This window comes from Klenkia sesuvii, from assembly GCF_037083825.1.
In the GTDB taxonomy this organism is placed as follows: Bacteria; Actinomycetota; Actinomycetes; order Mycobacteriales; family Geodermatophilaceae; genus Klenkia; species Klenkia sesuvii.
In genome coordinates this window covers 64,456-78,455 of the sequence record NZ_JBAPLU010000016.1, presented here as the reverse complement: position 1 = coordinate 78,455, position 14,000 = coordinate 64,456, and the positions used below count along the sequence as shown (strand labels likewise).

Here is a 14,000-nt window from a genome sequence, read left to right as displayed (position 1 = left end):
GTCAGACCGCCGCGGGGTCGACGACGACCCGGAACAGGGCGCGGGGGTCCTGCATCGTGGCGGGCGGCCGCACGGCCGAGCGGGGCACCACCACGTCGAACCGGGCCCGGCGGCGGTGCGGCAGCAGCTCCTTGCCGGCGTAGGCGTACTCGCCGGTGACCTCGCCGAGCAGCAGGCCGGCGCCACCGGACACCGGCACCGCCACCCGGTCTCCGGGCTGCACCTCGTCGAGGAAGGTCGCCAGCTGACGGAGGTCCTTGGCCGGGCGCTTGCCGGTCAGCTCGTGGGCCAGCGCCCGCAGCGCGGGCAGGTCCAGCCCGGTGGCGTCGACGTCCACCCCGGACTGCGTGCCCAGGCCCACCACCCCGGTGGCCAGGGCGGCGCCGAGCTCGGGGTGGGCCCGGGGCCGCACCACCCACACCGGGACGCCGTCGGGTGCGGGCCGGGGCGGCACGTCGTCGGCGGGCGGCCACACGTAGTCGAGGTCGTCGGGGTCACCGGCGAACAGCGAGCGGTAGACCGCCGGCTCCTTGCCCAGCAGCTTGGACCGGTGCGACAGGTGCAGGGCCTCGTCGCCCAGCCAGCTCGGCAGCTCGCCCGCGGCGCCGAGCTCGGCCTGGCTGCCCACCCCGGGGGCGAACTCCTCGATCTGCGCCGCGGTGGAGTCGGCGAACCCGCGGGCCACCCACTCGGCGGCCATGTCCAACCCGTAGCGCACCAGCGCCGGGGTGCGGCCGCGCCACATCACGACCGCGGGGTGCGTCGTCCAGCCGTAGTCGGGCAGCTCGAGCGCCCGGAGCACCTGCAGCGTCTCGACCCGCTGCTTGCCCAGGCGCGGGCCGTCGAGCAGTCGAGCGCTGCCGGCGAAGTCGGCCACGGGGAGGAAGGTCTGCACCGGGTCCAGTCTGGGTCAGGGGAGGTCGTCCAGCGCGGCGAGCGCGTCCTCCCAGCGGGCCCGCCGCTCGTCGTCGGTCTGCTCCCACCACGTCGGGCCCCGCTCGCCCAGCCCGGTCTTGGCCAGCTGCACGCGCGCCCGGGCGGCGGCCACCGCCGCGTCGTCCCCGCGCGCGGCCCGCACCCCGTGGCGGCCGACGCCCAGGTGGTGCAGCAACCGCTCGCGCACGTCGGCGGGCAGCTGCGGGTCCTGCGCCCGCCACCGCCGTCCGTCCACGACGACCCACCGGCCGTCCGGGGTCCGCTCGACCTCCCGGTCCGCGCGGCTCACGGGGTGGGCCCGCCCCTCACCGCACGAGCCGGGCGGTCAGGGCGGGCAGCACCCGACCCAGTGGTGCGTCGACCCGGACGTCGGCCTTGTCGTCACCGCGGGTGGGCCCGGCGTTGACGATCGCCACCGGGATGCCCTCCTTGGCCGCCCGCAGCACGAACCGGTAGCCGCTCATCACCGTCAACGACGACCCGAGCACCACCAGCGACCGCGCGCAGGTGACCAGCGAGTACGCCTGCGCGACCCGGTCGGGCGGCACGGTCTCCCCGAAGAAGACCACGTCGGGCTTGAGCGGACCGCCCCCGCACGCCAGGCACTCGACCATCACGAAGTCGTCGAGCGCCTCCTCGGGCAGCTCGACGTCACCGTCGGGGTTGACCGCCGGTTCGGCACCGCCCTCGACCGGCTCGGGCCGGAACCCCGGGTTGGCCTCGCGCAGCCGGACGTCGAGCTCGGCACGGGAGGCGACGTCGCCGCACTGCAGGCACACGGTGCGGTCGAGCCCGCCGTGCAGCTCCAGCACGTCGACGGCACCGCCGGCCTGGTGCAGCCCGTCCACGTTCTGCGTGACGATGCCCCCCACCAGGCCGGCCTGCTGCAGCGCCGCGACCGCGCGGTGGCCGTCGTTGGGCCGCGCCTCGGCGATCTGCCGCCACCCCACGTAGCTGCGCGCCCAGTACCGGTGCCGCCCGCGCGGGTCACGGGTGAAGGTCTGCCAGGTCATCGGGGTGTGCCGGCGCAGCGACCCGGTGGCCCCGCGGTAGTCGGGGATGCCCGAGTCGGTCGACAGCCCCGCGCCGGACAGCACGACCGCGTTGCCGTTGCCGACCAGCGCGGTGAGCTCGTCGAGGTCGGGGACGACGGTGGGCGGGGCGGTCACCCCACCCATGGTCCCCGGTTCAGCGCAGTTCTGCGTCGAGCCGCTCGAGCATGCCGGTGTAGGTGCGGGCCAGACCCTTGGGGGCGAAGGTGCGCTCGAAGAACCCGCCGATGCCCGAGGCGCCGTCCCACGTGGTGCGCACCCGCACGGTGGTCGCCCCGGCGCCGGCCGGGCGCGTGGTCCAGGTGGTGACCATCGAGGAGTTGGTGTCGCTCTCGACGAGGCCACCGCCGTCGGGCAGCTCGGTGACCGCGACGACCTGGTCGCGCACGCGCTTCTGGGTGGCGGCGAACTTCCAGTGCACCCGGGTGCCGGCGCCCTGGCCGCCGGACTCGACCCGGTACTCGCTGAACTGCGGTCCGGCGATGCGCTGCCGGGTGCCGGCGTAGTCGGCGAGCGCGGCCTGGACCCGCTCGGCGGGGGCGTGGACGACGTGCTCGGCGGTGGCGACGACCTGACCCATGCCGTCCAGTCTGCCCGGGCGGGTCCGGCCGGTGCGGACCCGCCCCCGGCGCGCTACTGGAGGTCCGTCACGGTCATCGCCGACGGGTCGAAGTCGCGGTGCTCGACCAGCACCATCCAGTTGCCCGAGTTGTCGCGCATGAGCGCCTCGACGCCGTAGGGCCGCTCGGCCGGGGGCTGGATGAACTCGACGCCCTTCGCGGTCAGCTCCTCGTACGTCTTCCGGCAGTCGTCGACGGCCAGGCCGATGCCGGGCAGGCCGCCCTCGGCCTGGGCGCGCTGCATCGCCGCGATGAGGTCGTCGGACAGCGGCTTGCTCGGCGTCGTCAGGTGCACCGAGAGCTCGGGCTGGCGGGGGTGGCGCACGGTGCACCACCGGAAGTCCTCGGCCAGCTGGATGTCCTCCTGCTCCTCGAAGCCCAGCACGTCGACGTAGAACGCCTTGGCCTCCGAGATGTCCTTGACCCACACGCTGACCAGCGAGATGTTCGAGATCGTCATGCCGGCGACGCTAGGGCGCGGGGTCGCCGTCCGGCTTCTCCCCGCTTGCGGTCATGCCGCGCATGAACACCCAGCAACCGGGGATGCGCGGCGCGCCGGTCGCCGCCCACCGCCGCTGGTACGCGCTCGGGGTCTCCCCCACCAGCTCGCGGAACCGGCTGGAGAACGACCCGAGGCTGGCGAACCCGACGAGATGGCAGACCTCGGTGACGGTCAGGTTCGTCGTCCGCAGGTAGTCCTGGGCGCGCTCGACCCGGCGCCGGGACAGGTGGGCGGAAGGTGAGACGCCGTAGGTGGCGGTGAACAGCCGCTGGAAGTGGAACGGGCTGAGCGCCGCGACGGCGGCCAGCTGGGCGAGGGTCAGCGGTTGGTCGTAGTGCCGGTCGGCGTGGTCGCGCGCCCGCCGCAGGTGCTGCAGGACGTCGTCGTGCGCCCGCATCTCAGCCCCCTCGGCTGTTGATCATGCAGATCGGCAACGCCGGCACGCCGTGCGCCCGCGCGGCGCCGTTGCGGATCTGCAAGATCAACGGAGTTCGGTGACGGCGGCGCGGGCATGGCGGGCGATCTGGAGCTCCTCGTTCGTCGGGACCACCAGCACCGGGACCGCCGCGCCGTCGGGGCTGATCGCCCGGGCTCCGCGCTCCCTCGCCGCGTTGCGCGCGGGGTCCAGCCGCAGCCCGAGGTGGCCGAGGCCGTCGACGACCCGTGCCCGCACCTCGGCGCTGTTCTCCCCCACACCGGCGGTGAACACCAGCGCGTCGAGGCCGCCGAGGTGGGCGAGGTAGGCACCGACGTAGCCGCGGATGCGGTGCGCGTAGACGTCCAGCGCCAGCACGGCCCGCTCGTCCCCCCGGGAGGCCGCGGCCTCGACGTCGCGCACGTCGCCGCTGCCGGTCAGCCCGGCCAGGCCGCTGCGCCGGTTGAGCAGGGTGTCCACCTCGTCGACCGACAGGCCGGTGCGCAGCAGGTGGAGCACGGCACCCGGGTCGAGGTCCCCGCCCCGGGTGCCCATGACCAGCCCCTGGAGCGGGGTGAGGCCCATCGACGTCGCGATCGACCGGCCCCCGGACACCGCGCACGCGGAGGCGCCGTTGCCCAGGTGCAGCACCACGAACCGGCCCGCCCGGCCCAGGAACTCCGCAGCCGCCTGCGAGACGTACTCGTGCGAGGTGCCGTGGAAGCCGTACCGCCGGATACCGCGCTCGGCGGCCAGGTCGGCGTCGATCGCGTACGTGCTGGCCTCGGGCGGGAGGGTGGCGTGGAAGGCGGTGTCGAACACGGCGACCTGCGGCACCCCGGGGAACGCCTGCCGAGCGGCCCGCACACCGAGCAGCCCCGGCGGGTTGTGCAGCGGCGCCAGCGCGGCCAGCTCCTCGACCGCGGCCTCCACCTCGTCGTCCACGACCACCGGCGCGCTGAACCGGGCGCCGCCGTGCACCAGGCGGTGGCCCACGACGTCGGGCGTGAGCTCGAGACCGGCAGACGCGCAGGTGCGCATCATCAGCGCCAGCGCCGCGGTGTGGTCGGGGACGTCGGCCTCGGCCGTCACCTCGCCGTCCGGCCCGCGGTGCCGGATCGAGCCGGCACCGCCGATCCGCTCGACCAGACCCGAGCCGAGCACCTGCTCCTCGTCGTCCAGCAGCTGGTACTTCAGCGACGACGACCCGCTGTTGACCACCAGCACGGTGCTCACGCGCCGGCCGCCTGCACCGCCGTGAGGGCGATGGTGTTGACGATGTCGCGCACCGTGGCTCCCCGGGACAGGTCGTTGACCGGCTTGTTCAGGCCCTGCAGCACCGGGCCCATCGCCACGGCGCCGGCCGAGCGCTGCACCGCCTTGTACGTGTTGTTGCCGGTGTTGAGGTCGGGGAAGACGAACACGGTCGCCCGCCCCGCGACCGCCGACCCGGGCATCTTCGACGAGCCGACGTCGGGGTCGGCGGCGGCGTCGTACTGCATCGGACCGTCGACCACGAGCTCGGGCGCCCGCTCGCGCACCAGCCGGGTCGCCTCGCGCACCTTGTCCACGTCGGCACCCGAGCCCGAGTCGCCGGTGGAGTACGACAGCATCGCCACCCGCGGCTCGATGCCGAACTGCGCCGCGGTGGCCGCCGAGGAGATGGCGATGTCGGCCAGCTGCGCGGCGTCGGGCAGCGGGTTGACCGCGCAGTCGCCGTAGACCAGCACCCGGTCGGCGAGCGCCATGAGGAAGACGCTGGACACCACCGAGACGCCCGGCCGGGTGCGGATGATCTCGAAGGCCGGGCGGATCGTGTGCGCCGTGGTGTGCGCGGCGCCGGAGACCATGCCGTCGACCAGGCCGAGCTGCACCATCAGCGTGCCGAAGTACGAGACGTCCGGGACGACGTCGTACGCGGCCTCCGCCGTGACCCCGCGGTGCGCCCGCAGCGCGGCGTACTCGGTCGCGAACCGGGTGCGCAGGTCGTGGTCGAACGGGCTCACCACGTGCGCGCCGGCGATGTCCAGGCCCAGCTCGGAGGCCCGCCCGCGCACCTTCGCCTCGTCGCCGAGGATGGTGAGCCCGGCGATGCGGCGGGCCAGGACGGTGGCCGCGGCGCGCAGGATGCGGTCGTCGTCCCCCTCGGGCAGCACCACGTGCTTGTCCGCGGCGCGCGCCCGCTCGGTGAGCAGGTGCTCGAACATCAGCGGCGTGACCACGGTCGAGGGGCCCACGTCGAGGCTGTCGAGCAGCCGGCGGGTGTCGACCGCCTCGTCGAACATCGCGATCGACGTCTCGGTCTTGCGCGGGGAGTCCGACGCGATGAGGCCGCGGGTGTGGATGACCCGGGCGGTGGTGTCGAAGGTGCCCAGCGACGTGCGCACGATCGGCAGCGAGCTGCCCAGGCCGGCGATCAGCTGCAGCACCGGCTCGGGCAGGTCGATGCCGCCGTTGAGCAGGATGCCGGTCGGCGAGGGGTAGGTGCCCGATGCGTGCGCGGTCATCACCGCCAGGACGACGTCGGGCCGGTCCCCGGGGACGACGACCACCGACCCCTCCAGCAGCCGCGGCAGCACGTTGACCATCGACATCGCGGCCACCACGACACCCATGGCCTCGCGCTGCATCAGCTCGGGGTCACCGGCGACCAGCTCGCCGCCGACCGCCTCGGCCACGGTGGCGAAGGTGGGCGCGATGAGGAACGGCTCCTCGGGGATGGCCCAGACCGGGCGGTCGGTGACCGCCTGCACGGCCGCGACGCCGTCCTCCAGGGTGGCGGGGTCGGCCCGGTTGAGCACGACGGCGACCACCCCGGCGTGCTCGGCGGCCAGCTCGCGCAGGGCGGGCTCGGCGACGGCGGCCAGCGCCTGCGGGGTGCGGGCGGGGGCCTGGCCCAGCTGCTCGGCACCGGCGGGGTCGCGGCCGCCGAGAACCAGGACGACGGGGGTGCCGAGGTTGGCGGCGGTGCGGGCGTTGAACGACAGCTCGGTCGGCGAGCTGACGTCGGTGAAGTCCGACCCGACCACCACGACGGCGTCGCAGCGGGCCTCGACGGCCTTGTAGCGCTCGACGATGCGGGCCAGGGCTGCGTCGCCGTCGGCGTGCACGTCGTCGTAGGTCACCCCGATGGCCTCGTCGAAGCCGACCTCGGCGGTGGTGCGCTCCAGCAGCGTGGCCAGCACCGGGTCGGAGGTGCCGCGGGCGACCGGCCGGAAGACCCCGACCCGGCCGACCTCGCGGGTGAGGGTGGTGAGCAGTCCCAACGCCACGACCGACTTGCCCGAGTGGCCCTCGACGGAGGCGACGTACACGCTGCGGGCCAGGGGGGACTCCTCGGGCTGGGCCACGGCAGTCGGCGCCGCGGGCTACGGGTCGCTGTCCCCGGGAACGTAGCCGACCCGCACCCACCCGGCCCGGTGGGCCGCCCCCGGCCCGGTCAGTCGGGCCGGACCAGCCGGGTCTCGTAGGCCAGCACGGCGGCCTGGGTGCGGTCGCGCAGGCCGAGCTTGCCGAGGATCCGCCCGACGTGGGTCTTCACGGTGAGCTCGGACAGCACCAGCTCGGTGGCGATCTCGGCGTTGGACCGGCCGCCGGCGACCTGCACCAGCACCTCGCGCTCGCGGTCGGTGAGGACGTCGAGCCGGGTGTCGCGCGCACCGGGAGCCGGCAGCTGACCGGCGAAGGTGTCCAGCAGCCGGCGGGTGATGCGCGGCGAGACCACGGCGTCGCCGGCCGCGACCGTGCGGATGGCCGCCAGCAGGTCACCCGGCTCGGTGTTCTTCAGCAGGAACCCGCTGGCGCCCGCCCGCAGGGCGGCGAAGGCGTGCTCGTCGAGGTCGAAGGTGGTGAGCACGAGCACCCGGCTGGGCAGCCCGGCGGCGACGATCTGCGCGGTGGCGGCGACCCCGTCGAGCACGGGCATGCGCACGTCCATCACCACGACGTCGGGCCGCAGCTCGCGGGCCAGCGCCACCGCGGCGGCGCCGTCCCCCGCCTGGCCGACGACCTCCAGGTCGGGCTGGCTGTCGAGCACCATGCCGAACCCGACACGCACGAGGGGTTCGTCGTCGACCAGCAGCACGGTGGTCATGCCGGCACCTGCGCGCCCAGCGGCAGCGTGCCGTGCACGCGCCACCCGTCGCCACCCCTGTCCGGCCCGGTCTCGACCGCGCCGCCCCAGGCGCCGAACCGCTCGCGCATGCCGACCAGGCCGTGGCCGGGTGGCCGGTCGGGGTCGCGCGGCCGGCCACCGCGGCCGTCGTCGACGACCTCGACCTCGAGCGCGTCGGCGCCCCACCGCAGCGCCACCCGGGCCGCGCGGGCGCCGTCGGCGTGGGTGAGCGTGTTGGTCAGCGCCTCCTGCACCAGCCGGTGCACGGCCAGCTGCGCGGTCGCCGGCAGCGGTGCAGGCGTGCCGGCGACCGTGAGGGTGACCGCGAGCCCGGCGGCGCGCACCTGCTCGAGGAGCTGGTCGAGCTGGTCCAGGCCGGGTGCCGGGGCGTCCTGACCGGGCTCGTCCCCGGCGCGCAGCACCCCGAGCAGGCGGTGCATCTCGGCGATCGCCTCGCGGCCGGTGGCGGCCACCTGCGCCATCGCGCCGCGGGCCCGTTCGGGGTCGGTGGCCAGGGTGTAGCCGGCGCCGTCGGCGAGCGCGGTCATGACCGAGACGTTGTGCGCCACGACGTCGTGCACCTCGCGGGCGATGCGGGTGCGCTCCTCGGCCACCGCGGCGCGGGCCCCGGCGTCCCGCTCCCGCTCGGCCCGCACGGCCCGCTCCTCCAACGCGACGAGCAGCGAGCGCCGGGTGCGCCGGTTGCGCCCGACGACGACGGCCACCACGGTCGCCGCGGTGAGCGGGACCACGGCCTCGCCACCGGGCCGGCCGAGCAGCGCCAGCACCACGAGGGTGACCGGCACGAGGACGACGACCGCGGTGGCCGCCACCACCTCCCGCACCGGCCGGCGGTCGGCCACCCACGCGAGCAACCAGAACAGCACCGCACCGGCGGGCAGCAACCGCTGCGGCGTGAGCCCGTGCCCCACCCACCAGGCCGCGAGCAGGGCCGCGGCGACCAGGAGGGCCGGCAGGGGGGCGCGGCGGCGCGCCAGGGCGGTCGCCACCAGCCCGACCGAGACCACCGCCGCGCCGCCGTCGAGCCCGCCGAGCCGCACCAGCGGCCCCAGCGAGAGGACCGCGAGGACGACGACCGGCGCGACCAGGCGCACGCGGGCCGACACCGTCATGCCGGTCATCGTCCCCGCTCAGGCGTCGCGGGTGCGCAGCCGCCACACCGCGGCGGCCAACCCGAGGGCCACGTACCCCACCAGGACGGCGAAACCGTTCCACGGCGCGAACTGGTCGGCGGTGGTGGTCAACCGCAGCAGGCTGCCCCCGGCGGAGCTGGGCAGCCAGCGGACGACGTCGGGACCCCAGTCGGCCGGCAGCAGCCCGCCGAGCACCGGCAGCAGGAACACGAACCCGAACAGCGTGGCGACCGCGCCGGCCGTGGAGCGCAGCAACCAGCCCAGCGCCGAGCCGAGCAACGTGATCGCGGTGAGGTAGAGCGCCGTCCCGAGGACGACCCGCAGGACGCCGTCCTCCCCCAGCCCGGGCATGCCGTCGACGACGGCCGACCCGACTGCGTAGGAGACCAGCGCGGCGACCGTGGCGGTGACCAGCACCAGGGCACCGAGGACGGCGGCCTTGGCGGCGACCACCGGCCACCGGCGCGGGGCGGCGGCGAAGGTGGTGCGGATGGTCCCGGAGGCGTACTCGCCGGTGACCAGCAGGACGCCGAGCACCCCGAGGGCGAGCTGGGCCAGGTTGTAGCCGGCCAGGGCGAGGGTCAGCGGCTGGGCGAAGTCGACGCCGGGGGGCCCGCCGCCGTTGCCGCTCGGGCCGCCGGTGTCGGCGGTGCTGGTGAACAGGAGGCCGAGCAGCACCATGCCGACCAGCGACCCACCGAGCACGTACCAGGTGGAGCGCAGCGAGCGGGCCTTGACCCACTCGCCGCGAAGCAGGCCGGCGGCCGACGACGACGTGCGCACGGGTGCTCCCTGGGTGGTGGTCATGCTGGCTGCTCCTCGGTGCGGTACTCGCGGTCGTCGGCGGTGAGCGCCATGAACGCCTCCTCCAGCGACGCCTGGACGGCGGTCAGCTCGTGCAGGGCGATGCCGGCCTGGGCGGCCCGGTCGCCCACGACCTCCGCCGGGACGCCGCGCACGAGCAGCACCCCGGTCTCGGCGGACTCGACGGTGACGTCGGGCCCGGCCAGCAGGGCGGCCAGCTCGGCGGCCCGCGGGCTGCGCACCCGGACGCCGTCCCCACCCGCGCGGCGCAGGAACTCGGCGGTGGGCACGTCGGCGACCAGCCGACCGCGGCCCAGGACCACCAGGTGGTCGGCGGTCACGGCCATCTCGGCCATGAGGTGGGAGGAGAAGAAGACGGTGCGCCCCTCGGCGGCCAGCCGGCGGGCCAGCGTGCGGATCCAGAGGACGCCGTCGGGGTCCAGGCCGTTGACCGGCTCGTCGAGGACGACGGTGGCCGGGTCGCCGAGCAGCGCGGTGGCGACGCCCAGCCGCTGGCCCATGCCGAGGGAGAACCCGCCGACCCGCTTGCCGGCGACGGCGGTGAGCCCGGCCAGCTCCAGCACGGTGTCGACCCGGCTGCTCGGCAGGCCGGCGGTGGCGGCAAGGGCCTGCAGGTGCGCGCGGGCGGTGCGGCCGGGGTGCAGGGCGCGGGCCTCCAGCAGCGCGCCGACCTGCCGCAGCGGGTCGCGGTGCTCGGCGTAGGGCTTGCCGTTCACCAGGGCGGAGCCGGCGGTCGGCCGGTCCAGGCCCAGCACCATCCGCATGGTGGTGGACTTCCCGGCGCCGTTGGGGCCGAGGAACCCGGTGACGACACCCGGCCGCACGGTCACGGTCACGTCGTCGACGGCGAGGCGCTCGCCGTAGCGCTTGGTCAACCCGCGCAGTTCGATCATGCCGTCCAGCGTGCTGAGCGGACGTCCCGTGGTCGTCGCCCCAGCGGCGTCACCTGCGTGGGCCCGCCTACGCCTGGCGGCGTACGTCCGACTGCGCAGTCCCGGTCGCCGCGCCGCCCCGCCGTTCGCAGCGCAACTGCTCGTCCGCAGGCTGGGAGCCCATGACCCGGTTGCCACCGCTCGTAGCGTGCTGGGCATGAAGATCGCCGAGGCGCTGTCGCTGCGCACCGACGCCCGCCGCCGGGTGGACCAGCTGCGCGCCCGGATCACGGCCAACGCCCGCTACCAGGAGGGCGAGGAGCCCACCGAGAGCTCGGCGGACCTGCTGGTGGAGGCCGAGCGGGCGCTCGACGAGCTCCAGTCGTGGATCGGCCGGATCAACCGCACCAACGCCGCCGTCGACCTCGGTGCCGACGGCACGATGACCGATGCGCTGGCCCGCCGCGACGTCCTGCGGCTACGGCACGCCCTGCTGACCTCGTCGGCCGACGCCGCCGCGGGCACCGGTTTCCGGCAGCTGCGCAGCGAGCTGCGCCACCTCACCTCGCTGCCGGTGCGCGAGCTGCGGTCGCGCGCCGACGACGTCGCCCGGGAGCTGCGGGAGCTCGACGTCCGGATCCAGCAGGCGAACTGGACGCACGAGCTGATGGACTGAGCACGGCCGCCGCGGGAGTCGGTAGCCGCAGGAGGGCGGACACGGACCCGAGGACCGGCGGGCAACCCGGTCCATGTCTGGTGGGTGGAGGGCAGCCCCGGGGTTCGACTCCCCGACGCACGACGCAGCCCCGAACCGCGCACCGGTGACGGCGCAGCCAGCACGCATCACCACCACGTGTCGACTCCAGCGGTGAGGGTGGGTCCGGGGACCTCCCGCGGCGGTGCGGTCTCCACCCTGGGGTGGAGACCGGATGGGCCCGGCGGCCGATGTGCGGGGACCCCGCGATCACCAGACTCGTGGGCATGGAGAACGTGTCGCACGGACCGGAGATCGCCCGGGTGCTGCGCCAGCTGCGGCTGGCGGTCTTCCGCGGGGACGTCGAGGTCGACGCCGCCCGGCTGGACTCCTGGCCCCCCGGCGCCCGGTTGGCGCTGGACCAGTGCGCCCGTCGGGCGCGGGCCCGCGGGCACCGCTTCGTCGTGCGCGAGCCCGTCGCCGCCTGAGCCTCAGTGCGGGTTGCGCCGGCGCTCGACCGCCGGCGGCGTGGGCGGCGGGTTCAGCGGGCGCAGGTACCGGGCGTCGACCCAGGCGTGCACGATGTTCTGCTCGAAGTAGCCGGGCACCGAGTAGGCCACCCGGCCCCACCAGGTGCCGTGGTCGTCCTGCCGCCACCCCAGCAGGACGGCGGGGAACGGGTCGACCTGGTGCGGCATACCGGTGACCCAGCAGTGCCGCGGGCGGGGGTCGGGGCGCTCCTGCATCCCGGGTGCCGCCATGACGGCAAGCATGGCAGATCGTCCGAACACGTGTTCGATCGGCGGGTACGGTGGTGCCCCCGGCAGGATTCGAACCTGCGGCACACGGTTTAGGAAACCGATGCTCTATCCCCTGAGCTACGGGGGCCCGGGTCGGTGACGAGGCTAGCTGGCCCGCCCACGGGATCCGGCACCACGTCGGCCACACGACGCGCCGGGGAGGAGCTGGACGGGAACCCCCGGACGAGGAAGATCGTGGAAGAAGGCAGAGCAGAAGCGGAACGAACCGGTTACCTTGTCTGTCCGGAGTCGAACGATGGCTCCACGTCCCGGCACCGGAGCCGGGCAGGAGGTGGAAGCAGCACGATGAGCAGCACGCAGCAGGTGCACGTCGAGGACGCCCCCACCCGGGGACGCTTCGAGATCTCCGTCGACGGCACCGTCGTCGGCAGCGCGACCTACCACGTCGAGGACGACGTGATGACCCTCCCGCACACCGAGGTGTCCCCCGCCGTCGCCGGCCGGGGCCTGGGCACCGTCCTGGTGGCCGCCGTCCTGGCCGCCGCCCGCGAGCGGCACCTGTCGGTTCTGCCCTACTGCTCGTTCGTGCGGCACTACCTGCAGCAGCACCCCGCCGACCACGACCTGGTCCGGCCGGACGACCGCCCGCACTTCGGGCTGCCGCTCACCGCGCACTGATCGCGCACAATCCGTAGGTTCGGGCGGTGCCGACCGCCATCCACTGGTTCCGCCGTGACCTGCGCCTGGGCGACAACCCCGCGCTGATCGCCGCCCGCGAGGCCGGTGACGTGCTGCCGCTGTTCGTCCTGGACCCCGCCATCTGGGAGAAGTCCGGCAACCCGCGCAAGCACTTCCTGGCCGGCTGCCTGGCCGAGCTGCACGAGGCCACCGACGGCCACCTGGTCGTGCGGCACGGCAAGCCCGAGGACGTCGTCCCCGCGCTGGCCGAGGAGGTCGGTGCGGCGTCGGTGCACGTCGCCGGGGACACCGGACCCTACGGACGGCGCCGCGACGCCGCGGTGGAGAAGGCGCTGGGCGACGTCGAGCTGGTGCGCACCGGCTCCCCCTACGCCGTCGCGCCGGGCACGATCACCAAGGACGACGGCACCCCGTTCAAGGTGTTCACCCCCTTCTCCCGGCGCTGGCGCGACCACGGGTGGCACGACCCCGCACCCCGCCCCCGGACGGTGACCTGGACCCGCGCGGACGGCGAGGACCTGCCCGAGGCCCCCGACATGGGCGACACCGCAGTGCTCGAGCCGGGCGAGTCGGCGGCCCGCAAGCGGTGGGAGCAGTTCCTCGACGAGCGCATCGCCGACTACGACGACCAGCGCAACCGCCCCGACCTCGACACCACCAGCCGCATGTCGGCCCACCTGCACTTCGGCACCGTGCACCCGCGCACCCTGCTGCACGACATCGCCGAGAGCGGGCAGACGGGCACGGGCGTGGACACCTACGTCACCGAGCTGTGCTGGCGGGACTTCTACGCCGACGTGCTGTGGCACCGCCCCGAGACCGCCCGCGAGTACTACAACGACGAGCTCAAGGGCATGACGTACTCGAGCGGGAAGCACGCCGACGAGGACTTCGAGGCCTGGGCCGCCGGTCGCACGGGCTTCCCGGTCGTCGACGCCGCCATGCGCCAGCTGCTCGCCGAGGGCTGGATGCACAACCGCATGCGCATGATCACCGCCAGCTTCCTGGTCAAGGACCTGCACCAGGAATGGACCCGCGGCGCCCGGTACTTCATGCAGCACCTGGTCGACGGCGACCTGGCCAGCAACAACCACGGCTGGCAGTGGGTCGCCGGCACGGGCACCGACGCCGCGCCCTACTTCCGGGTGTTCAACCCGGTCACCCAGGGCCAGAAGTTCGACCCGGACGGCGACTACGTGCGCCGCTACGTCCCGGAGCTGCGCGGCATCGAGGGCAAGGCCGTGCACGAACCCTGGAAGGGCGACCTGCCCGAGGGCTACCCCGAGCGCATCGTGGACCACAAGCACGAGCGCGAGGTGGCGCTCGACCGCTACGCCAAGGCCCGCGGGCGCTAGC

General features: G+C 74.9%; 17 protein-coding genes and 1 tRNA gene. 4 read left to right on the top strand and 14 right to left on the bottom strand.

The window, feature by feature from the left end; all coding sequences use genetic code 11:
* Position 1 precedes the first annotated feature (1 nt).
* The 12 genes from TEK04_RS15200 to TEK04_RS15145 all read right to left on the bottom strand — a co-directional run bounded on the left by TEK04_RS15200 (position 2) and on the right by TEK04_RS15145 (position 10,511).
* The gene (locus TEK04_RS15200; RefSeq protein WP_336405198.1) at positions 2-895 is read right to left on the bottom strand and encodes an MSMEG_6728 family protein; all 894 of its coding nucleotides are present in this window, start codon (positions 893-895) and stop codon (positions 2-4) included.
* Between the two features lie 15 nt (positions 896-910).
* Positions 911-1,225, bottom strand: a complete 315-nt coding sequence (locus TEK04_RS15195) for a biopolymer transporter Tol (protein WP_336405197.1) — start codon at positions 1,223-1,225, stop codon at positions 911-913.
* Positions 1,226-1,241: 16 nt separating this feature from the next.
* Positions 1,242-2,114, bottom strand: a complete 873-nt coding sequence (locus TEK04_RS15190) for an NAD-dependent protein deacetylase (RefSeq protein WP_432277347.1) — start codon at positions 2,112-2,114, stop codon at positions 1,242-1,244.
* A 10-nt stretch (positions 2,115-2,124) separates the two neighbouring features.
* On the bottom strand, positions 2,125-2,568 hold the full coding sequence (locus TEK04_RS15185; RefSeq protein WP_336405195.1) for an SRPBCC family protein: 444 nt from the start codon (positions 2,566-2,568) through the stop codon (positions 2,125-2,127).
* A 53-nt stretch (positions 2,569-2,621) separates the two neighbouring features.
* The gene (locus TEK04_RS15180) at positions 2,622-3,068 is read right to left on the bottom strand and encodes a VOC family protein (RefSeq protein WP_336405194.1); all 447 of its coding nucleotides are present in this window, start codon (positions 3,066-3,068) and stop codon (positions 2,622-2,624) included.
* 10 nt (positions 3,069-3,078) lie between these two features.
* The gene (locus tag TEK04_RS15175) at positions 3,079-3,507 is read right to left on the bottom strand and encodes a helix-turn-helix transcriptional regulator (protein WP_336405193.1); all 429 of its coding nucleotides are present in this window, start codon (positions 3,505-3,507) and stop codon (positions 3,079-3,081) included.
* 84 nt (positions 3,508-3,591) lie between these two features.
* On the bottom strand, positions 3,592-4,761 hold the full coding sequence (locus tag TEK04_RS15170) for an acetate/propionate family kinase (protein ID WP_336405192.1): 1,170 nt from the start codon (positions 4,759-4,761) through the stop codon (positions 3,592-3,594).
* Positions 4,758-6,875, bottom strand: a complete 2,118-nt coding sequence (pta, locus tag TEK04_RS15165) for a phosphate acetyltransferase (protein WP_336405191.1) — start codon at positions 6,873-6,875, stop codon at positions 4,758-4,760. The genes TEK04_RS15170 and pta overlap by 4 nt, the downstream gene beginning before the upstream one ends.
* 89 nt (positions 6,876-6,964) lie before the next feature.
* Positions 6,965-7,618 (bottom strand): response regulator, encoded by a 654-nt coding sequence (locus TEK04_RS15160; protein WP_336405190.1) that lies wholly within the window; start codon positions 7,616-7,618, stop codon positions 6,965-6,967.
* A complete protein-coding gene (locus tag TEK04_RS15155; protein ID WP_336405189.1) occupies positions 7,615-8,772 on the bottom strand; it encodes a sensor histidine kinase in 1,158 nt (385 codons plus the stop codon). The genes TEK04_RS15160 and TEK04_RS15155 overlap by 4 nt, the downstream gene beginning before the upstream one ends.
* Before the next feature lie 18 nt (positions 8,773-8,790).
* Positions 8,791-9,600 carry an ABC transporter permease subunit gene (locus tag TEK04_RS15150; protein WP_336405188.1) on the bottom strand — a complete coding sequence of 270 codons (810 nt, stop codon included), beginning with the start codon at positions 9,598-9,600 and terminating at the stop codon, positions 8,791-8,793.
* Positions 9,597-10,511, bottom strand: a complete 915-nt coding sequence (locus tag TEK04_RS15145; RefSeq protein WP_336405187.1) for an ATP-binding cassette domain-containing protein — start codon at positions 10,509-10,511, stop codon at positions 9,597-9,599. Before TEK04_RS15145 ends, TEK04_RS15150 begins: the two co-directional genes overlap by 4 nt.
* Before the next feature lie 196 nt (positions 10,512-10,707).
* Between TEK04_RS15145 and TEK04_RS15140 the strand changes: the two genes are divergently transcribed.
* Both TEK04_RS15140 and TEK04_RS15135 read left to right on the top strand, forming a co-directional pair.
* Positions 10,708-11,166: a DIP1984 family protein gene (locus TEK04_RS15140; RefSeq protein WP_336405186.1), complete on the top strand. Its 459-nt coding sequence runs from the start codon at positions 10,708-10,710 to the stop codon at positions 11,164-11,166.
* A 305-nt stretch (positions 11,167-11,471) separates the two neighbouring features.
* Positions 11,472-11,672, top strand: a complete 201-nt coding sequence (locus TEK04_RS15135; RefSeq protein ID WP_336405185.1) for a hypothetical protein — start codon at positions 11,472-11,474, stop codon at positions 11,670-11,672.
* 3 nt (positions 11,673-11,675) lie between these two features.
* Here TEK04_RS15135 and TEK04_RS15130 read toward each other — a convergent pair whose 3' ends face one another.
* Positions 11,676-11,945, bottom strand: a complete 270-nt coding sequence (locus TEK04_RS15130; protein WP_336405184.1) for a hypothetical protein — start codon at positions 11,943-11,945, stop codon at positions 11,676-11,678.
* Between the two features lie 51 nt (positions 11,946-11,996).
* Positions 11,997-12,072: transfer RNA gene (locus TEK04_RS15125), tRNA-Arg, on the bottom strand.
* A gap of 218 nt (positions 12,073-12,290) precedes the next feature.
* Between TEK04_RS15125 and TEK04_RS15120 the strand changes: the two genes are divergently transcribed.
* Together TEK04_RS15120 and TEK04_RS15115 are read left to right on the top strand one after the other, a co-directional pair.
* Complete coding sequence (locus TEK04_RS15120) at positions 12,291-12,623, top strand: GNAT family N-acetyltransferase (protein WP_336405183.1); 333 nt, start codon at positions 12,291-12,293, stop codon at positions 12,621-12,623.
* Positions 12,624-12,649: 26 nt separating this feature from the next.
* Positions 12,650-13,999: a cryptochrome/photolyase family protein gene (locus TEK04_RS15115; protein ID WP_336405182.1), complete on the top strand. Its 1,350-nt coding sequence runs from the start codon at positions 12,650-12,652 to the stop codon at positions 13,997-13,999.
* Position 14,000: the final 1 nt, after the last annotated feature.